Source organism: Mycetocola sp. Y719 (assembly GCF_056713205.1).
In genome coordinates this window covers 52533-74344 of record NZ_JBWYGY010000004.1, presented here as the reverse complement: position 1 = coordinate 74344, position 21812 = coordinate 52533, and the positions used below count along the sequence as shown (strand labels likewise).

The following is a 21812-nucleotide window of genomic DNA, read 5'->3' as shown; positions in this document are numbered from 1 at the left end:
ACACGAGATCCTGCGGGGCCTTTCGCATCCGTCGGTGAAACGCGTCAGCTGAGCCCGGCGGCGACGACCAGGAGAAGGATCCCGATTCCCCAGAACGCGGCCACGAACACGGCGTCGCGAGCCCTGAGCGGCACGAGATGGCGTTCCGTCCTGGTGGCGTGTGCGCCGAAAGCCCGCGAGTCCATCGCGAACGACACCCGCTCGGCGTGCCGGATCGCGCCGGCCAGCAGCGGGATCACATAGCCGAATGAACGGCGGATGCCGGCGACAGGACCGCGTCCGCCGACGACCCCGCGCACGCGGTGTGCCTGGCGGATCAGGTCGAGGTCATGCCGGAACCGCGGAACGAACCGGTACGCGGCAAGAGCGGTGTACCCGACCCGGTACGGCAGGCGGAGGTGCTGCACCATCGACCGCACGAGATCCGGACCGTTCGTCGTCAGACCGGGGATCAGCGCGAGAGCGAGGACGGCCGCGAGCCGCAGGGCCGTTGCCAGCCCGATCAGCCACGCGCCCTGGAAGAAGCGGTACTCACCGACCTGGAAGACCAGCGGCGTCGTGTCGACGCGCGAGGCATCAGTCCACAGGCCGAAGCTCAGCGACAGGACGAGGACGACGGCGGGAAGGCCGACTAGAAGCGCCACCCTCCATCGGGCACTGAGCCGCGCGCCGATGAGGATCGTCGCGAGGGCGAAGCCGAGGAAGAGCAGGGGGGTCCAGATGTCGCGCACGACGAGGAGATACGCCATGAACGGCAGCGGAGCGGCCAGCTTGGACAGCGGATTCAACCGGTGAAGGAAGAAGCGGGGCGGCGCGTCGATCGCGGCGTATGGGTCGGGTGTCACGGAGCGCCACCGGGAAGGTCTGCGATACGCGTGACCGAACGCCAGTCGGGGTGCGCCGTGACGCGTCGCATCGCCCTGGCCAGCGGTGGCAGGCGCAGTCCTGCTCGCTCGATGAGATCGGTGTCGGCGAGGATGGTCGCCGTCGGGCCGAACGCGAGAAGCTCGCCGTCCGACAGCACAGCGACATGGCTGGAGTGTTCGGCGACGAGCTGCAGGTCGTGAGTGGCCGCAACGATCGTCGTGCCGGTCCGGTTCAGCCCGGAGAGCAGGGCGAGGAGTTCGTCCGCCCGCTCCCGGTCCTGGCCGAAGGTCGGTTCGTCGAGCACGAGGACGGGGGCGCCGGCGATCAACGCCGTGCCTACAGAGAGCCGGCGCTTCTGCCCGCCGGAGAGCAGGAACGGGTGCACGTGCCCCAGGTCCTCCAGCCCGAACCGGTCGAGCATCGCTGTCACCAGGGCGTCGATCTCCGTCGCTGTCGGGCGATCGCGTTCGCGACCGATGCGGAGGCCGTGGGCCAGCTCGTCGAAGACTGTGTTCTCGATGAACTGGTGCTCCGGGTTCTGGAACACGAATCCGACGTGCGTGGCCAGGGCGCGGATGTCTCCGGTCGCCGCGTCCAGGTCGCCGATCCGAACGTGTCCCTTCGGCGGTGCGGTCACCCCGGCGATCGCCTGGACGAGAGTGGTCTTCCCTGCGCCGTTCGTCCCGATCACGGCGAGGAAGTCGCCGCCATCGATGTCGAGTGAGACGTCGCGCAGCAGTGTGCGACCGCCGCGGGACACCGTGAGGCCGCTGACCCGGATCCCGGATCCCGTCCGCGCTCGGTCCCGCTTCGGTGAGACGCCGGGGGAGGGAAGCGACAGGATGCCGTCGAGCGATGCGGCCAGTTCGGCCCCGGTCAATGGGAGAGGGGCAAGTTCAACGCCCGCACGACGGAGCCGCAGCGCCGCCAGCGTGGCCACGGGCAGCCAGACACCGAGCCGCGCCACGTCTTCGGCGTGGTCGGCGAGGACCTCGCGGGTCGGTCCATCGAAGGCGACCCGGCCGCTGCGGTCGAGGACGACGACCCGGTCGACGAGGTCGATGGACGCGTCGAGGTTGTGCTCGATCAGGAGGATGGCGTTCTCGCCAGTGGCGACGAGGTCGCGCAGCACGGTGTAGACCTCATCGATGCCCGCCGGGTCCAGGTTGGCGGTCGGCTCATCGAGGACGAGCAGGGGGGTCTCCATGGCGATGGCGCAGGCAATGCCCAGGCGCTGGCGGCCGCCGCCAGACAGGACGTCGGGGTTCTCGGTGCGGCGCTCCCAGAGCCCGACGGCACGGAGCGCCGCTTCAGACCGGCTGAGGATCGTCTCGACGTCGAGACCGAGGTTCTCCGGCCCGAAGCACACCTCGTCGAGAACGGTGCCGGTGACGATCTGGGCGTCTGGGTCCTGAAAGACCATCGCGACCTCCTGCGACAGTCGTGCCACCGTGGCATCCGCCGTGTCGACACCCCCGGTGAGCACCGATCCGCTGAGGTGGGCGGGCACAGCGTGAGGGACCAGCCCGTTCACGGAGAGGGCGAGGGTCGACTTGCCGCAGCCCGACGGACCGAGGAGCAGAACGACCTCACCAGGGGAGATCGTGAACGACACGTCGTCGGGTGTGTTGGTCGTGCGGTCGTCGTGCCTGATGCTCACGGCGCGCACGCTGAGCGGCAGGCCGGACTGTCCTCCCATGGCGCTCAGCGGTTCACGCCGCGACCATCAGCACATTCGTGAAATCTGTGCGTCCGGTGCGTCTGTCGATCTCGTGCTGCAGGCCCCTGGCCACTCCGGTCTTGTCGAGGCGGTCAGCGATGACGCGGCCGAGCCAGGTCACGGCGATCGGGCTCAGGACGAAGAGGCTGAAGTAGATGAGGTTTGCCCAACCGGTGAAGTGGCTGAGGCCCACAGCGACGAAGACGCCGAGCCCGAAGACGAGGCCGGCGATCGCGGCGGCGAGGTAGAAGATCCACGCCTTCCAGTACCGATAGCGGGTGACGACGAACGGCAGTTCCTGGAGCAGCCCGATGGCGATGCCGGCACCGAGGTAGCGGAAGAACCATTGCGGGCTGAAAGCCGCAGCCACGAGGCCGGCGAAGAGCCCGGTGAGCAGGGCGACGCCTCCGCGGCGCAGCAGCGATTGCGCGATCACCCCAGGAAGGAAGTACACCCCGATCAGCGATCCGTAGAGGATCGGGATCGTCGCAGCCATGAGCCCCTGGATGTATCCGCTCACGACGAAGACGAGCCCGCCACCGACGCCGATGGCCGCGCACGTGAGCAGGAGCCGGGTGCTGCTGTTTCGCATGGGCACTCTCACTAGGGTTCTGTCGGGTCTCAGGCTGACCCGGGTACCAATTTAGCTGAGGCTAGCCTAAATTCACAACGGAGCCCGACGGCTCACACCCACCGTTTCCTGGGTGTGAGGCGCACCGAAGGAAGAGGCGGAGCGGGGATGCGTTCGCCGTCGTGCCCGTCGACGTGACCGAACCGGATCGCGGACTGTTCCCAGTCCTCTCTGGCCGCCACGATCTCCTCATGGCTGCGCCCGACGAAGTTCCACCACATGATGATCTCGTCTCCGAACGGCACCCCTCCCAGCAGGACGAACCGGGCACCGTCTTCGCTCGAGATCCGGAGTTCCTCGCGTTCGGTGCCCAGATACAGGAGCGGGCCGGAGATGAGCGACATCCCGGCGACGTTCAGTGTGCCGCTGAGAACCATCACGGCGTATTCGAAGTGCGACTCGAGCGGGAGGGACGCAGTGGCTCCCGCGTCGAGGACGGCGTCGGCACCGACGAGGGGGGTGAAGACGGTGGCATCCGACGCGATCCCGCCGAGCTGCCCGACGAGCACGGTGGCCGTGAGGCCGCCGGTCTCGAACACAGGCAGTTCGGTGTACCGCTCGAAGAACGGATCGATTGCGGCCATCTCGCGTGGCAGGGCCACCCAGAGCTGCAGCCCGCGCATGGGGCCGTTCTCCTCACCGACCGAGAACTCGGAGTGTGAGATGCCGTAGCCGCTCGTCATGATGTTGAGTTCCCCTGGCTTCACCTCGACGTCGGAGGCGACACTGTCGCGGTGACGGATCACGCCCTCGATCGGCCACGTGACGGTCTGCAGTCCGATGTGAGGGTGAGGGAGCACCCGCATCCGGGTCTCCTCGTCGTCGAACCGGTCGAGGAAGCACCACGCGCCCACCATGGGCAGTTCACGTTGGGGCAGGGAGCGGTGGACGAGGATGCCGCGGATACCGCCGAGCGGCACTTCCCGCGGCTCCAGCAGGCGGACGGTGGGACCGGACTGGTCGACCCGAGAACTGGTCGACTCGGTGACGGTCGCATCCCACCTGGTCACGGGGACACCGGAGCCGGCAGGTCGACGTACTCGTCGAACTCGTGGTGAGAACGCAGGTACTCCTTGATGAACGGGCAGCGCGGGACGATGCGCTTGCCGCGGTCGACGGTGTCGCGGAGCACGAACGCGGCAAGCCTGCTGCCGAGCCCCCTTCCGCCGAACGCCTCATCGACGATGGTGTGGATGAAGGTCACCCTGGTGTCGGTCTCCCGGTAGGTCGCGACGCCCGCGCGGGTCTCACCGACCCACAGCTCGTAGCGCGACGCTGCGTCGTTGCGCACGATGCGCACGTCCTCACCGGATTGGCTGTCCGTCATTCCCGCTCCCGTCGCATCGATCATCACCCTCATCTGAAGCCAACCTACGCCCGGCCTGTTTTATTCGCGAGCATGGATCTGGCCCGATCACGGCACGGCCAGCAGCCCGGCTGCGACGAGGGCGAGAGCGAGCCCGACCCACTGCACGGGCGCGATCCGCTCCTTCAGAACGACGGCGGCGAGCAGGATCGTGCCAGCAGGGTACATCGCGGTCAGCACACTCATCACGCTGAGGTCACCCAATCGGATGCCGATGAGCAGCAGCATGTTCGCGAAAGCGTCGACGAGTCCGCAGGCGATCGCGAGGGTCAGCCCCGGCCGCCACCCTGTGGTGCTCGGTGCCGCTTCGTGCGGAGTCGCCTGGTGCAGCACCTGCGCAGCATCCTGTTCGACCGTTTCCTTCACGCGGGTACTGGCGGCGTGCCGGCCGACGAGCCAGAGCACGAAGACCGTTGTGAACATGAGGGTGGCGCTGACGGCCCGGTTCAGAACGAGGGGGACGACGCCCGAGTCGTCCGGCGTCTGGGCGATGAGGATCATGAACGCGCCGATCATCGCTCCCGATCCAACGGCCATCAGGATTCCCGTGAGGCTCGGCCGCACCGCGCCCTTCTCCGGAACGAACCCGACGAGAACCACGGCGACGAGAGCCAGTCCGAGAGCAAGGTAGCCGACGAGGCCGAGGCGTTCCCCTCCGAGAAGTCCCCATGTCATCGGAACGATCGCCGAGACAACCGCTGTGAGAGGCGAGAGGATGCTCATCGGCCCGATGGCGAGGCAGGCATAGAGGAGGGAGATGGCGAGGGCGCCGGTCACTCCGGAGAGTGCTCCCCACAGCGCGGCTTCCATCGACCAGGTCCCGAAGCCGAAGGCGAGCACGAGCAGGAGACCGGCGAGCCCGGATGCCGCGGCGACGGCCGTCACGCGGATCGGGCTGATGCGCTTGGAGGCCAGTCCGCCGAGGAAGTCTGCCGCCCCGAAAATGAGCGCGCCGGTGAGTCCGATGATGGCCGTGAGCATGCTGTCGAGCGTAGTGCTGGGTCACGGAGGAAACCGGACAGCCGTCGGCTCCGAAGTAGAGTTGAATCGACAGGGAGACGACCATGCAGGCCAGGCACGCACGAGTGACACGCGGGGTACTCGCCGCCGCCGTGTCCACGTTCGCCGCTGCTTTCTCCCACGGTGTCGCCGCATCGCAGGCCCCCAGCGTGATGGCGCTCGCCGCGGCATCCGTTCTCGCGGTCTTCGTCTGCATCGCCTTCTCCGGCCGGGTGACGCAGCTCAGGCTCGCCGCCTCCGTCATCATCAGCCAGGCCGGATTCCACGCCCTCTTCACCGTCGTGCCCGCCACCGCCGGATCGGCCGCCTCATCGCATGGCCACCATGGCATGGTCACCCTCACGACGGATGCCGCCGCTCACGTCCACGGCTCCGTCGGCTCCGGCATGTGGCTGGGGCACGCGGCGGCCGCGCTCGTCACCATCCTCGCGCTGCGTCACGGAGAGCGGGCATTCCTCGCCATCGCGGACACGCTTCTCCTGACGATCCGCGCCCTCATCGGCGCACTCACGGTCATGCCCGTTATGGCCCCGGCATCCGCCGCGCCTGCCTGGCTCCCGATTCCCTCGCTGACGACCGCCTCGCTGGCGTCGTCGGTGCGCAGGCGTGGTCCGCCGGCCGGGGGCCGCACGGTCGCCTGCTTCGCCTGAGCGGCCCCGTTCCCAGCGGCATCCAGCGTTCCCCGGTCAGGGCTGCCTTTCGCGCGCCCGGCCGTCCGACTCTTTCTTACCTGCTAAAGGACTTTCCATGTCTCAGACCACCCGCCGTTCCGCCTTCCGCCCGACCCGTTCCGTCCCGATCGCCGTCGGCGTCCTCGCCGGCGCCGCCCTGGCCGTCGGCGCTCCGCTCGCTGCGATCGCCCACGTCAACGTCACCCCCACGACCACGGCAGCGGGGTCGACAAGCCAGCTGACGTTCGGCGTCGGGCACGGCTGCGACGGGTCGCCGACAACCGCACTCACCTTCACCATCCCCGAGGACTTCGTCTCGGTCACTCCGAACGTCAACCCCAACTGGACTGTCGAGAAGATCATGGTCGACCTGGCCGAGCCGATCACGGATGCCCACGGCAATTCCCTCGTCCAGCGTGTCGGGCAGGTCGTCTACACCGCGAAGACGCCGCTTGCAGACGGGTACCGCGACACCCTCACCCTCCAGGTCACCCTGCCTGAGGACGCGGACGGCACGGAGATCGCCTTCCCCGTGCTGCAGAGCTGCGAGGTCGGAGAGACGGACTGGAGCGAACTCGCTGAGGACGGACAGGACCCGCACGAGCTCGAGCACCCTGCGCCGACCGTCGCTGTGACCGCCGCCGAAGCCGCAGTCGACACCGTCACAGGCGCCGACCTGGTCGCGAGCAGCACCGAAGCGGCCGCCCCGGTACAGTCGGAGCCTGACCTCGTCGCCCGTGGCCTCGGCCTTGCCGGACTGGTCGTCGGAGCGGCCGGGATCATCTTCGCCGTCGTCACGCGGCGTCGTACCGCTTCCGTCACCCCGTCGAAAGGCCAGAACTCATGAGACTCCGTCGACTGATCGGTCTCGGCGGCATCGCCGGCATCGCCATGGTTGCGATGCTCGGCCTCGCGCCCGCCCAGGCGCACAACGCCCTCGTCTCCTCCAACCCCGTTGCGGGGTCCGTCGTCACCGAGCAGGTCGGCACCTTCGTGATCACCACGAGTGATGTTCTTCTCGACTCGGGAGCGGACAGCCCGACCACGTTCATCCAGGTGCGTGGCCCTGGCGAGGCGGGGCTGTACTACGGTGACGGGTGCGCGACCGTCGAAGGCGCAAGCGTGACCATGCCGGCCGAACTCGGCGAAGCCGGGGAATACACCGTGTACTGGGGCGTCGTCTCCACCGACGGGCACCCGATCACCGGGGACTTCACGTTCACCTGGCAGCCGGCAGACGGCCAGGGGCTCAGCGAGGGTTTCGCAGACGCCCCGAGCTGCGGCGTGACACCTCCGGCTTCCGAGACCCCGGCGCCGGAAACCGCGGCACCTGTGGTCCCCACCGACACCGCCACCACGACGCCGTCGGCAGACCAGGAGGACACCGCAGCAGCAGCATCCGACATCCTCTGGATCGGGGCCGCGCTCGGCGTGCTCCTTCTCGCCGCGGTCATCGTGCTCGTCGTCGTCCGTACCCGGGGCCGGTCAACGGAGCAGGCCGGCACGGGGCAGGCAGGCACCGAACAGACCGGCACCGAGCAGACCGGCACCGACCCGACCGACCCGCCCGCCGGATCCTGATCACCCCGGCGGGACGGCCGAGTCGTCCCGCCGGGAACTCACGGCGATCCCGGGTGCCACCGTCGACGCCGCGGATTCGGCCCGCGACCGGATTAGCCCGTTGTCGGGGGCTCAGGCTATCGTTCGTCAGGTGACAACCGCCCCGACCGACAGCCCCACCGCGATCGCCTCGACGTCCGTCCGTCCGACGGCGGGCGAGGTCCTGCACCGCGTCTTCGGATTCGACTCGTTCCGCGGCGACCAGCAGGCCATCGTCGACCAGGTCGTCTCAGGGGGCGACGCGGTCGTCCTGATGCCGACTGGCGGGGGCAAGAGTCTCTGTTACCAGGTGCCATCCATCGTCCGCGAGGGCACGGGCGTCGTCGTCTCGCCGTTGATCGCCCTCATGCAGGATCAGGTCGACGCGTTGCTGGCCGTCGGCGTGAACGCGGCCTTCCTCAATTCGACGCAGTCACCAGCCGAGCGCGACCGCGTCGAGCGTGCCTACCTCGCCGGCGAACTCGACCTCCTCTATGTCGCCCCCGAGCGGCTGAACTCCGAATCGACCAAGCGGTTCCTCGCCAACGGCACTATCGCTCTCTTCGCCATCGATGAGGCACACTGTGTGTCCCAGTGGGGTCATGATTTCCGCCCCGACTACCTGAGCCTCGGAGACCTCGCCGAACGCTGGCCGGACGTCCCGCGTATCGCCCTGACCGCGACAGCGACGGATGTCACGCACGACGAGATCACGAGACGGCTGCACCTGCAGAACGCCAGGCACTTCGTCGCCAGCTTCGATCGCCCCAACATCCAGTACCGGATCGTGCCGAAGAACGAGCCCCGCAAGCAGCTCGTCGATTTCATCACCAAAGAGGGCAAGGGCCAGGCCGGCATCGTCTACGCGCTCAGCCGCAACACGGTGGAGAAGACGGCGGCGCACCTGCAGGCGAACGGTATCAACGCCCTGCCGTACCACGCCGGGCTCGACGGGGCAGTGCGCCAGGCGACCCAGTCCCGTTTCCTCCGCGAAGACGGCATCGTCATCGTCGCGACCATCGCGTTCGGCATGGGCATAGACAAACCGGACGTCAGGTTCGTGGCGCACATCGATCTGCCCAAGAGCGTGGAGGGCTACTACCAGGAGACCGGTCGTGCCGGGCGCGACGGAGAACCCTCCGTGGCCTGGCTGGCCTACGGGCTGCAGGACGTCGTGCAGTTGCGACGGATGATCGATGACTCCCCAGGCGACCTCGCGCACCGCAGGCGGATGTCTGCGCACCTCGACGCCATGCTCGCGTTGTGCGAGACCGTCGAGTGCCGCAGGCGAAACCTGCTCAGCTACTTCGGCCAGCCGTCAGACCCCTGCGGGAACTGCGACACCTGCCTCGACCCCCCTGAGGTCTGGGACGGCACCGTCCCGGCGCAGAAGCTTCTCTCGACCGTCGTGCGGCTCAAGCGGGAACGCAACCAGGAGTTCGGCGCCGGGCACCTCATCGACATCCTCAGGGGCAAGACGACCGCTCGTACCACGCAGTGGACCCACGACACGATCGCGACCTGGGGGATCGGCGCCGACCTCAGCGAGCAGCAGTGGCGCGGTGTCGTGCGGCAGTTGCTCGCCAAACGCCTCCTGGCCACGAGAGGCGAATACGGCACGCTCGGCCTCACCGACGGCAGCGCCGCTGTGCTCTCCGGTGAGCTCACGGTGCCGATGCGGAACGAGCCAGAGCGCCGAGCCTCCGTCGGTGCGGCGAGGCGGGCGGCGGTCGCCGATCTTGCTCCGGCAGACGCCGGGCTGTTCGAAGCGCTCCGCGCCTGGCGTGCGGCCGAGGCGAAGGAGCAGGGCGTTCCCGCGTACATCGTCTTCGGCGATGCGACGCTCCGTGCCATCGCGACGGCACGACCGCGATCGGTGGACGACCTCGCCGGGATCAGCGGCATCGGCGAGAAGAAGCGCGCCAGCTATGGCGACGCCCTCATCGGCGTCGTCGCGGCCGGCTGAGATGCCACAGGTGACACAGGCTGAGACAGAAACGCTGCGCCGACCCTGAGGTCGGCGCAGCGTCGAAAATCTGCTGAGGGTTAGCCCTTGCGGGCTTTGTCCTCGCCCTTGGCCTTCTTGTCGGCCCGCTTCTCCTTCAGCGACTTCGCTGGTTCCTTCTTCGCAGAGTTCTTCTGAGGTGACTTACTGGGCATCCGTGACTCCTTATGACCTGCCAGCCATGCCGGCTGCGTTCCCTCGACCATACGCTGTTATCCCGGTGAACGGCACCGCGCGAGCGCCGCAATTCCTTCCGTCGTCGAGGGCGACGAACGGTTTGTGGAGACTGTCTGTAAATAGTGCCCCCTGACTGTAGCTTTCCTCAGCCGGGTCGCGCGGCTGCGCCCTCCGGTTTGTAGCCCAATGACGGGGTATTTCACGCCGTACCCGAACGCTCGTACCGTGGAGGAAGACGTACTTCAGCGATGAAAGACAAAGGAACTCCCATGGTTGACACATCAATCCGGCCGGCAACGAATGACAGCGAGGCTGTCACCGACGAGGCGACCCGGGCCGCAGAGGCGGGCAGGATCGACGTGGCCGAGCTCAGCGCGAAGCTCCTCGGCTCCTGGCCGGACGCACGCAGTGCAGCCCGACGGCTCACCGCCCGCCCCGAATTCCACCGGATCGAGGGGCAGACCCTCACCGAACACCGCGATACCGTCTTCGGCCAGCTCAAGCTCCTCGTCGAAAACGGCCAGGTCCACCGCGCGTTCCCGAAGCACCTCGGCGGCATGGAAGACCACGGCGGCAACATCGCCGGTTTCGAGGAGCTCGTCACGGCCGACCCGTCGCTCCAGATCAAGTCGGGCGTGCAGTGGGGCCTGTTCGGCTCCGCCGTCCTCCACCTCGGCACGCGGGAGCACCACGAGAAGTTCCTGCCAGGCATCATGAGCCTCGACGTGCCCGGCGCGTTTGCCATGACCGAGATCGGCCACGGTTCGGATGTCGCCTCGATCGCGACGACGGCCACATACGACCCCGACACCGAAGAGTTCGTCATCGACACCCCGTTCCGTGCTGCGTGGAAGGACTACCTCGGCAACGCCGCTGTCCACGGCAAGGCGGCCACCCTGTTCGCCCAGCTCATCACCAACGGCGTGAACCACGGTGTGCACTGCTTCTATGTTCCGATCCGCGACGACGAGGGCAACTTCCTCCCGGGCATCGGAGGCGAGGACGACGGCATCAAGGGCGGTCTCAACGGCATCGACAACGGCAAGCTCCACTTCACCGACGTGCGGATCCCGCGCACGAACCTGCTCAACCGCTACGGCGACGTCGCCGCGGACGGCACATACACGTCACCGATCTCCAGCCCGGGGCGCCGCTTCTTCACCATGCTCGGCACTCTCGTCCAGGGGCGCGTGTCCCTCGACGGAGCGGCCGCCGCTGCATCCGCCGTCGCCCTGCAGATCGCGATCACCTACGGCAGCCAGCGTCGCCAGTTCAACGCGGCCAGCGACGTGCAGGAAGAAGTGATCCTCGACTACCAGCGTCACCAGCGTCGCCTGCTGCCGAAGCTCGCAACGACATACGCCACCTATTTCGCCCACGACCAGCTGCTGGTGAAGTTCGACGGCGTCTTCAGCGGGAAGCGTGACACCGAAGACGACCGCCAGGACCTCGAGACCCTGGCCGCTGCGCTCAAGTCTCTCTCCACGTGGCACGTGCTCGAGACGCTGCAGGAGGCTCGTGAGGCCTGTGGAGGGGCCGGGTTCATGGTCGGCAACAGGCTGACCAGCCTCCGCGCCGACCTCGACGTCTACGTCACCTTCGAGGGTGACAACAACGTGCTCCTCCAGCTCGTGGGCAAACGCCTCCTCGGCGATTACGGCAAGCGGTTCAAAGGCGCGGATGCGACGACGCTCGCCCGGTTCGCGGCTGAGCAGGCCAGGGGCAAGGTCGTCCACGGCACCGGACTGCGTTCCCTCGCCCAGACAGTGGCCGACTTCGGATCGACGGCGCGTTCGGTCGGGCACCTGCAGACGGAGGAGAACCAGCGTGAGCTGCTCACCGACCGCGTGGAGAGCATGATCGCCGCGATCGCCGGGCGTCTCCGTTCGGCGAGCAAGCTGTCAAAGGTCGAGGCAGCTGCCCTGTTCAACGACAACCAGAACGAGCTCATCGAAGCAGCCATCGCGCACGCCGAACTGCTGCAGTGGGAGGCGTTCACCGAGGCCCTCGCAACGGTGTCCGACCCGACGACGAAGACCGTCCTCACCTGGCTGCGCGACCTCTTCGGCCTCGGGCTGATCGAGAAGCACGTGGCCTGGTACCTCATCAACGGCAGGCTGTCCGCTCAGCGCGCACAAGCCGTCACCGCGTACATCGACCGGCTGCTCGCACGCCTGCGCCCGCACGCCGTGGATCTCGCTGACGCGTTCGGTTACACGCAGGACCACCTCAGGGCGCCGATCGCCTCGGGGATCGAGGCCGAGCGCCAGGAGGAGGCAGCCGCATACTTTGCCGACCTCCGCGCCTCTGGCAAGGCCCCCGTCGATGAGAAATCAGCGAAGTCGTCGTTCGACGCGCTGAACCACCCGAAGAAGAAGTCGAAGTAGCAGACAACCTGTCGGCGGCGGTTCCTGGAAGGGAGCCGCCGCCGTCGTCTGTGGCGGCCCGATCGATGCCTACCGGCGCAGCCTGCGGTAGGCGCGAGCGGACAGCGGCAGGAACACGAGCGTGATCACGAGCGGCCACGCAACGGCAAGCAGCAGCGCACTGTCGGCCATCCAGCCCGACGTCACGCCGGTCGGGTTGCCGAACAACTGCCGCGTCGCCGTCGCCGTCGCCGAGATCGGATTCCACGCCGCGACGGCACCCAGCCACCCGGGCATGGTCTCGGGCGAGACGAAGATGTTCGACAGGAATCCGATCGGCCAGATGAGCACCTGAACGGCCATCGTCGCCGCTGGGCTCTTGAAGATGAGGCCGAGGAAGATGCCGATCCAGAGCAGCGAGAAGCGCAGCCACAGGAGGAGGAGGACGGCGACGGATGCCGACGCCAGGTCGGTGGTGATCCGCCAGCCGATGAGCGCGCCACCGATGAGCAGGACGGCCAGGTTGAGGATGGACGACGCCATGTCCGCGCCGCACCTGCCGAGCGCGACGGCCGAGCTGCCGATCGGCATCGAGCGGAACCGGTCGGTGATGCCCTTCGCAGCATCCGTCGACATCGCCTGCAGCGTGCCCTCGAGACCGAACAGCATCGTGAGAGTGAACATGCCGGGGAGCAGGAAGTTGATGTAATCGCCGCCGCCGGGCACCTCGATGGCGCCCCCGAAGAGGAAGGCGAACATCAGCAGGAGCATGACCGAGAACAGCAGGCCGAAGATCGGCAGGGCGGGCTGCCTCACCCAGTGCATCAGCTCGCGCTGGGTCAGGATCCAGGCGTTGCGCAGGGTGGACGAGCGGAGGGGGGCGGTGGTGGTCATCGGGAGTTCTCCTTCGCGGTGATCGTCAGGAAGACTTCATCGAGGGTCGGACGCCGGAGCGCGACGTCATCGATGTCGACGCCGGCGGCATCCAGCGCACGTATGGCGGCGAGGAGTCCGGCGGTTCCTGTCGGCGACTCGACCGTCAGTGTGCGGGACTCGGCATCGAGGACCGGATCGGAACCGAATCCGATCGAGGAGGCGGCGTGCGTCAGGTCTCCGGTCTCGGCGACGGTCACGACGATCCGGTCGGCGCCCAGGCGGGACTTCAGCTCGTCCGGCGTCCCGGTCTCCACGACGCGCCCTGCGTTCATCACCGAGATCGTGTCCGCGAGCTGGTCCGCCTCGTCGAGGTACTGCGTCGTCAGCAGCACCGTGGTTCCTCCGGCAGCGATCCGCCGCACGGCCTGCCAGACCTCGTTGCGTCCGCGGGGATCGAGCCCGGTCGTCGGTTCGTCGAGGAACAGGATGGCCGGGGTGAGGATGAGGCTGGCCGCGATGTCGAGTCGGCGCCGCATCCCGCCCGAATAGCCGGACACCGGTCGCTCTGCGGCATCAGCGAGATCGAACTGGTCCAGGAGCTGGTCTGCACGCTCGCGCGCTGCCGGTGCGCGCAGGCCGAACAACCGGCCGAACATCACGAGGTTCTGGCGTCCGCCGAGGATCTCGTCGACGGCCGGGGACTGGCCGACGAGCCCGATGCTTCTTCTGACCAGCGCACCTTCGCTCCGCAGGTCGTGCCCTGCGACGCGCGCCTCGCCCGCGTCGACGTCGATGAGCGTGGTGAAGGCGCGTACCGCTGTGCTCTTGCCTGCTCCGTTCGGACCGAGCAGGCCGTGGATAGATCCGGCGCTGATCGCGAGGTCGAAGCCTGCGAGGGCGTCCACGTCGCCGTAGCGTTTGCGGAGCCCCTCCGCTGTGAGTGAGTGGGAATCGGACACGGTTTTCCTTAATTTCGTACTCTGTACGGAGTTGTGTGAAAAATCAGCGTACACCATACGAAGTACATAGACTAGGGCTCATGGCCACCAACGAACCGACGGGCGCAGGCGACCCGGATCGCACGCTCGCCCTGCTCTGGCGCCACAAACTCGGCGAGCAGGCCGGCTCGAGAGGTCCCAAGCAGAAGACGACGGTCGATGCGGTCATCGCGTGCGGAATCGGGCTGGCTGACGAAGAAGGACTCGACGCATTCTCGATGCGGAAAGTGGCCGAGCGGCTCGGCATCGGGGTGATGTCCCTCTACACCTACGTGCCCGGCAGGGAAGAGCTGATCGGCCTCATGGTCGACGAGGTGATCGGTGAGGTGCCACATCCGCCGCTCGATGGCGACCTGCGGAGTCGACTGGATGCCGTCGCACGCCACCTCTGGGACGAGTACAGGCGGCATCCGTGGCTGCTGCAGGTCGACACGTCGAGGCCGTGGCTCGGTCCCCACGTGTCCGACCGCTACGAGTGGGAACTCTCAGCCGTCGAGGGAATCGGAATCGGCGACATCGACATGGATCAGGTCGTCACCCTCATCGCCGGCTTCGTGTCGAGCGCCGCTCGTGCGGCGAGGGATGCCGAGCTCACCGAACGCCGATCGGGGATGAGCGACGCCGAATGGTGGGAGATCAATGCTCCCGTGCTGGAGAAGGTGATGGACGGTGCCCAGTACCCCATCGCCGGCCGTGTCGGCCAGGCCTTCGGCGACGAGTACCAGGCGGCGAGCAACCCAGCGCTCGCGTTCGAATTCGGGCTCGCCCGTGTTCTCGACGGCATCCTCGCGTTCGTCGCGCGGGCGTAGCGGAACCACCGCGCTGGTCGGTCCCGAACGGTCGCTCAGACGTGTGCTGAGCGCCCATTCGGGACCGATCGCAGGACGGAACGACCGTTCCGGACCGATCAGTCGGCGGAGACGGCCGCCGCGACCGCTGCCGGGATGGGGGACTCGCCGGAAACGACGTCCCAGGAGTGTCCGGCCGTGTCGGGGAAGCTGAGTACAGCCGCGATGACGGCCGCGACGTCCGCACGAGGGATGGAGCCGCGAGGGGTGTCGGCCGCAAGGGTGACGAGACCGGTCGGCTCGTGATCGGTCAGGGCACCGGGGCGGAGGATCGTCCAGGCCAGGCTCGATCGCCTGAGGGCGGCGTCCGCGTCCCGCTTGGCTTCGACGTAGGCGTTCCACACCTCGTCTGTGCCCGGCTCGACATCCTCGTCGACGCCGATCGCCGAGATCTGGACGAACCGGGGGACTCCGGCGTTCTCGGCCGCTTCCGCCGCCTTCACCGAGCCGTCGTAGTCGACCGTGCGCTTGCGGGCGGCACCGGAACCGGGACCAGCCCCTGCGGCGAACACGACGGCATCCGCTCCGGTCAGAGCAGGCACGAGGTCAGATGCGGATGCCGCCTCGATGTCGCAGACGACGGCCTCCGCCCCCAGCGCCTCGATCTCGGCGCTGTGGGCGGGGTTGCGGAAGACACTGACGACCTCGTCGTCGCGCTCCACCAGCAGTTCGGTCAGCAGGCGGGCGATCGAGCCATGCCCGCCGATGATCACAATTCGGCTCATCAGGATGCCTTTCGGATGGATCAGGACGGACGCTGTTCAGGCGACACCGTCTTGCGGGGGTCTGTTTCGGGGAGCGAACCGAGCACGGCGTCGATTCGGGCGAGCGTGTCAGACGAGAGCGAAACGCCTGCAGCCTTCACGTTGTCGCGGACCTGGTCGGGGCGGGATGCGCCGATGATGGCCGAGGCCACGTTCTCGTTCGACAGCACCCACGCGATCGCGAGCTGCGCGAGCGTGAGGTCCTGTTCGTCGGCGATCGGCTTGAGCTCCTGCACGGCGGTGAGCACATCGTCTGTGAGGAACCGTTTGACGGCGTCGGCGCCGCCCTTGTCGTCCGTGGCCCTGCTGCCTGCCGGGAGTGGCTGGCCCGGGAGGTACTTTCCGGTGAGGACACCCTGCGCAACGGGAGACCAGACGATCTGCGAGATGCCGAGCTCTTTCGACGCCGGGACGACTTCCTCTTCGATGACCCGCCAGAGCATCGAGTACTGCGGCTGGTTGGAGATGAGCGAGATACCCAGGTCCTTCGCGAGGGCGGAGCCGCGACGCAACTGGTCGGCGTCCCACTCGGACACGCCGATGTAGAGCGCCTTGCCCTGCCTGACCACGTCGGCGAACGCCTGCATGGTCTCCTCGAGCGGGGTCTCGGCGTCGTAGCGGTGTGCCTGGTAGAGGTCGACGTAGTCGGTGCCGAGGCGAGAGAGCGACCCGTTGATCGATTCCATGATGTGCTTTCGGCTGAGGCCGGAATCGTTGGCGCCCATCGGGCCGGTCGGCCAGTAGACCTTCGTGAAGATCTCGAGCGATTCACGACGCTCTGAGGCGAGCGCCTCACCGAGCACCGTCTCCGCGGCGGTGTTGGCGTAGGCATCCGCCGTGTCGAACGTGGTGATGCCGCTGTCGAGGGCGGCAGCCACGCACTCGCGGGCGGCATCGTTCTCGACCTGCGAGCCGTGGGTGAGCCAGTTCCCGTAGGTGATCTCCGTGATTTTGAGGCCTGAGTTTCCGAGGTAGCGATAGTCCATCCGGCAACGCTACGCCCGATCGGGCATCATCCCCTAAACCAGCCCGAGCGATTGCACCTGATCGCGTTCTGTGGCAAGTTCCTCGACGGATGCGTCGATGCGCTCCCGGGAGAACGGGTCGATCTCCAGGTCCTGGACGATACGCCATGCCCCGTCGACGCTCTCGACAGGGAACGAGGAGATCAGGCCTGCTGGCACGCCGTAGCTGCCGTCAGAGGACAGGGCGACGCTCGTCCAGGAGCTGCGCTGTCCTGTGACCCAGTCGTGGACGTGGTCGATCGTCGCGCTGGCCGCCGAGCCCACCGAACTCGACCCGCGGACGTCGATGATCTCAGCGCCCCGGTTGGCTACGCGCGGGATGAAGTCGTCACGGACCCACCCGTCGTCCACGAGCTCGCCGACCGGCCGGCCGGCCGCGGTAGCGTGCGACAGATCCGGGTACTGCGTCGCCGAGTGATTCCCCCAGATCGTCAACCGGTCGAGGTCGCCCGCCTCGGCGCCGATCTTCTCCGCGAGAAGCCCGACGGCACGGTTGTGGTCCAGCCTGGTGAGAGCGGTGAACCGTTCTCGAGGTACATCCGGCGCGTGGGCCGCTGCGATGAATGCGTTGGTGTTCGCCGGGTTGCCGACGACCACGACCCGGATGTCGGATGCCGCCCCTCGGTTGATCGCGGCGCCCTGCGGCCCGAAGATCGCGCCGTTCGCCGCCAGAAGGTCTGCGCGTTCCATGCCCGGACCCCGCGGCCGCGATCCGACCAGGAGGGCGACGTTGGCGCCGTCGAAAGCGGTCGCCGCACTGTCGGTGACCGTGACGGCGTCGAGAAGGGGGAACGCGGAATCCTGCAATTCGAGGGCGGCTCCTTCGGCGGCCGCGAGCCCGGCGGGGATCTCGAGGAGATTCAGCCGGATGCGTGTGTCCGGTCCGAGCAGCTGGCCGGACGCGATCCGGAACAGCAGTGCGTAGCCGATTTGTCCTCCCGCCCCTGTCAGTGTCACCGTCGCGGTCGTCGGTGCGGTCATGGCAAGCCTCCTCGGTTCCGATGCGCACAGCATACGCGCGGCAGGTGCCGTGCGGAACGGTCCGCGATACGGTCTATTCATGCGCAGCATGTATCCCGAAATCGATCCGTTCGACTCCGGCCATCTCGACGTCGGAGACGGGCAGTCCGTCTACTGGGAGACGAGCGGCAATCCCGATGGCAAGCCTGTCGTGTTCCTCCACGGCGGCCCGGGTGGAGGAACCACGCCGGCCCACCGCCGCCTGTTCGACCCGGCGAAGTACCGCATCGTCCTGTTCGACCAGCGCGGCTGCGGCCTCAGCACGCCGCACGCCAGTGCGCCGGACGCCGACCTCAGAGCGAACACGACCTGGCACCTCGTCGCCGACATCGAAAGACTCCGGGAGCACCTCGGCATCGATCGGTGGCAGGTGTTCGGAGGGTCGTGGGGGAGCGCACTGGCCCTGGCCTACGCCGAGACCCACACCGATCGCGTGACCGAGCTCGTTCTCCGCGGGATCTTCACCCTCCGTAAGGTCGAACTCGACTGGTTCTACGAGGGCGGAGCATCGGCCCTGTTCCCGGACCTCTGGGAAGGTTTCCTCGCTCCGGTGCCCGAGGACGAGCGCGGCCACCTCATCCGCGCGTACTCGACCCTGCTGAACGACCCGGACCCCGCCGTGCACGGACCCGCCGCCGTCGCCTGGTCGCGCTGGGAGTCATCGACGATCACCCTCCTGCCCAGCGCCGAGACCATCGCCCGGTTCACCGAGCCGGCGTATGCGGTGGCGTTCGCCAGGATCGAGAACCACTACTTCATGAACGGCGGCTGGTGGGAGGACGGTCAGCTGATCCGGGATGCCGGCAGGCTCAGCGGCATCCCCACCGTTCTCGTCCAGGGGCGATACGACATCTGCACGCCGCCGATGACAGCGTGGGCGCTCGCGCAGGCCCTCCCGGAAGCCGAACTGAAGATGATCCCCGATGCCGGCCACGCCTTCGACGAGCCGGGAATCCTCGACGCCCTGATTGAGGCGACCGACCGTTTCGCCTCCTAGCCACAGGGCGGCCGGCTGCGCAAGGCGCTGGCTGAGCGCTGCCGGGTGGGGATAGGTTGTGGCTCGTGACCTTCAATCCTGATTCAGACATCTCCGGTGGCAACGTCAAACGCAGGGGCCGCGGTGTCGCCGTCGGCGGCGGAGTCGGCATCGTCGGAGTGATCGTCGTGTTCGTCATCTCGCAGCTGACCGGAGTCGACCTCGGGGGATTCATCGGCGGAGGGGCGCAGCCTGGCCCTGCGGCCAGCGATGAGGCCATCGCCGAATGCAAGACCGGTGAGGATGCCAACGAGAGCGTCGACTGCCTGATGAAGGGTGCGGCGGCATCGATCGAGGACTACTGGGTCGACGCCTATCCGACGGTCGCGAACAACGAATACGCCACCCCGGAGTTCATCCTGTTCGACGCATCGACGACCACCGGTTGTGGCGCCGCGTCGAGCGCCACAGGGCCGTTCTACTGCCCGCCCGACCAGACCATCTACATCGACACGAGCTTCTTCCAGCAGCTCCGCCAGCCGCCGTTCGACACCACGGGCGGAACGCTCGCGCAGATGTACATCGCCGCCCACGAGTGGGGTCATCACATCCAGAACATCTCAGGGGTCATGGATTCCGCCGACCGCAGCGGGACCGGCCCTGACTCTGACTCGGTCCGCATCGAACTGCAGGCGGACTGCTTCGCCGGCGCGTGGGTGGCTGCGGCGTCGGAGACGGAGGATGCCGAGGGGGCGAACTTCCTCGAGGTGCCGACAAGGGAGCAGGTCGCCGACGCGCTCGACGCCGCTGCCGCCGTCGGAGACGACCGGATCCAGCAGGGTTCAGGGCAGGGCGTGAACTCGGAGGCGTGGACCCACGGGTCGAGCGAACAGCGCCAGCGCTGGTTCACGGCCGGCTACGAGAACGGCGCTGCCTCCTGCGACACCTTCGCGGTCGAGGGCTCACGGTTGTAGGAGGTCAGCGCAGAAGCGGTACCAGGGTACGACCCTGGAGCCAGGAAACCGGCCTCGCGGCCGATGCCGGGCGGTACGCGCCGTCCGTAACCTCGGAGCATGATCGAAGCACACTCCCTGACCAAGACATACGGCCCCAAGACGGCCGTCAACGACATCACCTTCACCGTCCGGCCTGGGGCCGTCACCGGCTTCCTCGGCCCGAACGGCGCTGGCAAGTCCACGACCATGCGAATGATCGTCGGACTCGACCGTCCGACGGCCGGCCACGTCACCGTGAACGGGCGGAACTACCGCGACCACCGGTCGCCGCTGCACGAAGTCGGGATCCTCCTCGACGCGAAAGCCGTGCACACCGGCCGCAGCGCCTACTCGCACCTGCTCGCCATGGCCGCGACCTCCGGGATCGGCAAGCGTCGCGTCGACGAGGTCATCGACCTCACCGGACTCGGATCGGTTGCCAGGAAGCGCGTCGGTGGCTTTTCACTCGGCATGGGCCAGCGGCTGGGCATCGCCGCAGCGCTGCTCGGCGACCCGCAGACCCTCATCCTCGACGAACCCGTGAACGGGCTCGACCCCGAGGGGGTCCGCTGGGTCCGTTCGCTCGTCCGTGGCCTCGCCGCAGAAGGCCGGACGGTCCTGCTCTCCAGCCACCTGATGAGCGAGATGGCGCTGACCGCCGACCACATCATCGTCCTGGGGAAGGGCAGGGTGATCGCAGACGCGCCCGTCGGCGCCATCGTCGACGGTGCTGCCATCAGCACCGTCAGGGTGCGGAGCCCACGGGCATCCGAGCTCGTGGCCGCTCTCGCCCACCAGGACGTCACCATCAGCCAGGTCGAGCAGAACCTGCTCGACGTCGTCGGAGTGGACGCAGCCGCCATCGGCGAGCTGGCCGCTCGCAGCGGCATCCCGCTGCACGAACTCACCCCGATCACAGCCTCCCTCGAAGAGGCCTACATGCAACTGACACAGGACGACGTCGAATACCGCACCGGCGCCGCCGCATTTCCCACGGAGGTTTCACGATGACTGCCCAGCTTCTCGACCGGTCGACGGATTCCGCGGCCTCCGATCCCCGCATCCGGCTCAGCGCCGCCGGAATCCTTCGGTCCGAATGGATCAAACTGATCAGCCTGCGGTCGACCGTCTGGTCGTACGCCGTACTCGTCCTTCTGTCGCTCGGGCTCGCCGCCCTCATGGCGGCCACCCTTGCCCCTGAGGCGGGCGTCGCGATTCCCGACGAGGCGCAGGTCGGCTTCATCTCACAGGTGAGTTCGTTCCCGGTGGTTCTCGGGCAACTCATCGTTGCCGTGCTCGGTGTGCTGCTCATCTCCGGCGAGTACGGAACCGGAATGATCCGGTCGACGTTCAGCGCCGTCCCCCGGAGGCTCCCCGTTCTCTGGGCGAAGAGCGCCGTTCTCTTCGTGAGCACATTCGTCGTCGGGCTCGTCGCCACTGTCGGCAGTTACCTGGTGGCCAGCCCCATCCTCGCGGCGAGCGGCGTGTCGGCTCCGATCACGGATCCGGACGTCCTCCGCGCCATCGTCGGTGGCGCGCTGTACCTGAGCCTCGTCGCCCTGTTCGCCCTCGGTGTCGGGACGATCGTGAGGAGCTCGGCCGGCGGCATCGCCGTCGTGCTCGGTATCATCCTCATCCTGCCGACCGTGCTCCAGCTGATCCCCGCCGACTGGGCGCACGACCTCATCCCCTACCTCCTCTCCGATGCGGGCCTCGGCCTGCTCGGCCTAGAATCGGATGTCCCCGGCGGCCTCGAGCCCTGGCAGCAGCTGACCGTCGTCCTCGGCTGGGTCGTCGCCTCCCTGGCAGCAGGGGCCATCCTGATGAAGCGGAGAGACGCCTGACCGATACGCCAGCGAGCTCCCCGCCGCACCCGGATCAGGGTGCG

21 protein-coding genes are annotated in these 21812 nt (G+C 67.8%); 10 read left to right on the top strand and 11 right to left on the bottom strand.

The window, feature by feature from the left end:
* Positions 1-44: 44 nt before the first annotated feature.
* The 6 genes from AC1M0F_RS14820 to AC1M0F_RS14795 form a co-directional block, all read right to left on the bottom strand.
* Complete coding sequence (locus AC1M0F_RS14820) at positions 45-845, bottom strand: energy-coupling factor transporter transmembrane component T family protein (RefSeq protein ID WP_480239031.1); 801 nt, start codon at positions 843-845, stop codon at positions 45-47.
* Positions 842-2527, bottom strand: a complete 1686-nt coding sequence (locus AC1M0F_RS14815) for an ABC transporter ATP-binding protein (RefSeq protein WP_480239030.1) — start codon at positions 2525-2527, stop codon at positions 842-844. The genes AC1M0F_RS14820 and AC1M0F_RS14815 overlap by 4 nt, the downstream gene beginning before the upstream one ends.
* Positions 2528-2579: 52 nt before the next feature.
* Entirely contained in the window at positions 2580-3179 is a 600-nt protein-coding gene (locus tag AC1M0F_RS14810) for an ECF transporter S component (RefSeq protein ID WP_480239029.1), read from the bottom strand.
* A gap of 92 nt (positions 3180-3271) precedes the next feature.
* Positions 3272-4228, bottom strand: a complete 957-nt coding sequence (locus tag AC1M0F_RS14805; protein WP_480239028.1) for a pirin family protein — start codon at positions 4226-4228, stop codon at positions 3272-3274.
* Entirely contained in the window at positions 4225-4545 is a 321-nt protein-coding gene (locus tag AC1M0F_RS14800; RefSeq protein ID WP_480239027.1) for a GNAT family N-acetyltransferase, read from the bottom strand. The genes AC1M0F_RS14805 and AC1M0F_RS14800 overlap by 4 nt, the downstream gene beginning before the upstream one ends.
* Before the next feature lie 87 nt (positions 4546-4632).
* Complete coding sequence (locus tag AC1M0F_RS14795; protein ID WP_480239026.1) at positions 4633-5565, bottom strand: EamA family transporter; 933 nt, start codon at positions 5563-5565, stop codon at positions 4633-4635.
* 83 nt (positions 5566-5648) lie between these two features.
* Between AC1M0F_RS14795 and AC1M0F_RS14790 the strand changes: the two genes are divergently transcribed.
* From AC1M0F_RS14790 to AC1M0F_RS14770, 5 genes are all read left to right on the top strand, one after another.
* Entirely contained in the window at positions 5649-6254 is a 606-nt protein-coding gene (locus AC1M0F_RS14790) for a hypothetical protein (RefSeq protein WP_480239025.1), read from the top strand.
* A gap of 97 nt (positions 6255-6351) precedes the next feature.
* Positions 6352-7122 (top strand): YcnI family copper-binding membrane protein, encoded by a 771-nt coding sequence (locus tag AC1M0F_RS14785; RefSeq protein ID WP_480239024.1) that lies wholly within the window; start codon positions 6352-6354, stop codon positions 7120-7122.
* On the top strand, positions 7119-7856 hold the full coding sequence (locus tag AC1M0F_RS14780; protein ID WP_480239023.1) for a copper resistance CopC family protein: 738 nt from the start codon (positions 7119-7121) through the stop codon (positions 7854-7856). The genes AC1M0F_RS14785 and AC1M0F_RS14780 overlap by 4 nt, the downstream gene beginning before the upstream one ends.
* 46 nt (positions 7857-7902) lie before the next feature.
* Positions 7903-9840 carry a DNA helicase RecQ gene (gene recQ / locus AC1M0F_RS14775; protein ID WP_480239159.1) on the top strand — a complete coding sequence of 646 codons (1938 nt, stop codon included), beginning with the start codon at positions 7903-7905 and terminating at the stop codon, positions 9838-9840.
* A 485-nt stretch (positions 9841-10325) separates the two neighbouring features.
* Positions 10326-12443 carry an acyl-CoA dehydrogenase family protein gene (locus AC1M0F_RS14770; protein ID WP_480239022.1) on the top strand — a complete coding sequence of 706 codons (2118 nt, stop codon included), beginning with the start codon at positions 10326-10328 and terminating at the stop codon, positions 12441-12443.
* Positions 12444-12512: 69 nt separating this feature from the next.
* Here AC1M0F_RS14770 and AC1M0F_RS14765 read toward each other — a convergent pair whose 3' ends face one another.
* Positions 12513-13316: an ABC transporter permease gene (locus AC1M0F_RS14765; RefSeq protein WP_480239021.1), complete on the bottom strand. Its 804-nt coding sequence runs from the start codon at positions 13314-13316 to the stop codon at positions 12513-12515.
* Complete coding sequence (locus AC1M0F_RS14760) at positions 13313-14257, bottom strand: ATP-binding cassette domain-containing protein (RefSeq protein WP_480239020.1); 945 nt, start codon at positions 14255-14257, stop codon at positions 13313-13315. Before AC1M0F_RS14760 ends, AC1M0F_RS14765 begins: the two co-directional genes overlap by 4 nt.
* An 80-nt stretch (positions 14258-14337) precedes the next feature.
* On the opposite strand from AC1M0F_RS14760, the gene AC1M0F_RS14755 reads away from it, so the two are divergent.
* Entirely contained in the window at positions 14338-15105 is a 768-nt protein-coding gene (locus AC1M0F_RS14755) for a TetR/AcrR family transcriptional regulator (RefSeq protein ID WP_480239019.1), read from the top strand.
* Positions 15106-15203: 98 nt separating this feature from the next.
* Here the strand turns inward: AC1M0F_RS14755 and AC1M0F_RS14750 are convergent, their stop codons facing one another.
* From AC1M0F_RS14750 to AC1M0F_RS14740, 3 genes are read right to left on the bottom strand one after another with little or no spacing between them, the layout of a single operon-like run.
* Complete coding sequence (locus tag AC1M0F_RS14750; RefSeq protein WP_480239018.1) at positions 15204-15869, bottom strand: SDR family oxidoreductase; 666 nt, start codon at positions 15867-15869, stop codon at positions 15204-15206.
* A 20-nt stretch (positions 15870-15889) separates the two neighbouring features.
* Positions 15890-16894 carry an aldo/keto reductase family protein gene (locus AC1M0F_RS14745; protein ID WP_480239017.1) on the bottom strand — a complete coding sequence of 335 codons (1005 nt, stop codon included), beginning with the start codon at positions 16892-16894 and terminating at the stop codon, positions 15890-15892.
* A 33-nt stretch (positions 16895-16927) separates the two neighbouring features.
* Complete coding sequence (locus AC1M0F_RS14740) at positions 16928-17914, bottom strand: malate dehydrogenase (RefSeq protein ID WP_480239016.1); 987 nt, start codon at positions 17912-17914, stop codon at positions 16928-16930.
* Positions 17915-17993: 79 nt separating this feature from the next.
* On the opposite strand from AC1M0F_RS14740, the gene pip reads away from it, so the two are divergent.
* The 4 genes from pip to AC1M0F_RS14720 all read left to right on the top strand — a co-directional run bounded on the left by pip (position 17994) and on the right by AC1M0F_RS14720 (position 21768).
* The gene (gene pip, locus AC1M0F_RS14735) at positions 17994-18950 is read left to right on the top strand and encodes a prolyl aminopeptidase (RefSeq protein WP_480239015.1); all 957 of its coding nucleotides are present in this window, start codon (positions 17994-17996) and stop codon (positions 18948-18950) included.
* Positions 18951-19015: 65 nt separating this feature from the next.
* On the top strand, positions 19016-19903 hold the full coding sequence (ypfJ, locus tag AC1M0F_RS14730) for a KPN_02809 family neutral zinc metallopeptidase (RefSeq protein ID WP_480239014.1): 888 nt from the start codon (positions 19016-19018) through the stop codon (positions 19901-19903).
* A gap of 99 nt (positions 19904-20002) precedes the next feature.
* A complete protein-coding gene (locus tag AC1M0F_RS14725; protein ID WP_480239013.1) occupies positions 20003-20935 on the top strand; it encodes an ABC transporter ATP-binding protein in 933 nt (310 codons plus the stop codon).
* A complete protein-coding gene (locus AC1M0F_RS14720) occupies positions 20932-21768 on the top strand; it encodes an ABC transporter permease (protein ID WP_480239012.1) in 837 nt (278 codons plus the stop codon). Before AC1M0F_RS14725 ends, AC1M0F_RS14720 begins: the two co-directional genes overlap by 4 nt.
* Positions 21769-21812: the final 44 nt, after the last annotated feature.

Excerpts from the sequence above, each read along its gene's own strand:
- AC1M0F_RS14795 (WP_480239026.1), bottom strand. The coding sequence starts at position 5,565 with ATGCTCACGGCCATCATCGGACTCACCGGCGCGCTCATTTTCGGGGCG.
- AC1M0F_RS14810 (WP_480239029.1), bottom strand. The coding sequence starts at position 3,179 with ATGCGAAACAGCAGCACCCGGCTCCTGCTCACGTGCGCGGCCATCGGC.
- AC1M0F_RS14720 (WP_480239012.1), top strand. The coding sequence starts at position 20,932 with ATGACTGCCCAGCTTCTCGACCGGTCGACGGATTCCGCGGCCTCCGAT.
- AC1M0F_RS14745 (WP_480239017.1), bottom strand. The coding sequence starts at position 16,894 with ATGGACTATCGCTACCTCGGAAACTCAGGCCTCAAAATCACGGAGATC.
- AC1M0F_RS14785 (WP_480239024.1), top strand. The coding sequence starts at position 6,352 with ATGTCTCAGACCACCCGCCGTTCCGCCTTCCGCCCGACCCGTTCCGTC.
- AC1M0F_RS14800 (WP_480239027.1), bottom strand. The coding sequence starts at position 4,545 with ATGACGGACAGCCAATCCGGTGAGGACGTGCGCATCGTGCGCAACGAC.
- AC1M0F_RS14750 (WP_480239018.1), bottom strand. The coding sequence starts at position 15,869 with ATGAGCCGAATTGTGATCATCGGCGGGCATGGCTCGATCGCCCGCCTG.
- AC1M0F_RS14770 (WP_480239022.1), top strand. The coding sequence starts at position 10,326 with ATGGTTGACACATCAATCCGGCCGGCAACGAATGACAGCGAGGCTGTC.
- AC1M0F_RS14740 (WP_480239016.1), bottom strand. The coding sequence starts at position 17,914 with ATGACCGCACCGACGACCGCGACGGTGACACTGACAGGGGCGGGAGGA.
- AC1M0F_RS14755 (WP_480239019.1), top strand. The coding sequence starts at position 14,338 with ATGGCCACCAACGAACCGACGGGCGCAGGCGACCCGGATCGCACGCTC.
- AC1M0F_RS14725 (WP_480239013.1), top strand. The coding sequence starts at position 20,003 with ATGATCGAAGCACACTCCCTGACCAAGACATACGGCCCCAAGACGGCC.
- pip (WP_480239015.1), top strand. The coding sequence starts at position 17,994 with ATGCGCAGCATGTATCCCGAAATCGATCCGTTCGACTCCGGCCATCTC.
- AC1M0F_RS14790 (WP_480239025.1), top strand. The coding sequence starts at position 5,649 with ATGCAGGCCAGGCACGCACGAGTGACACGCGGGGTACTCGCCGCCGCC.
- AC1M0F_RS14765 (WP_480239021.1), bottom strand. The coding sequence starts at position 13,316 with ATGACCACCACCGCCCCCCTCCGCTCGTCCACCCTGCGCAACGCCTGG.
- AC1M0F_RS14780 (WP_480239023.1), top strand. The coding sequence starts at position 7,119 with ATGAGACTCCGTCGACTGATCGGTCTCGGCGGCATCGCCGGCATCGCC.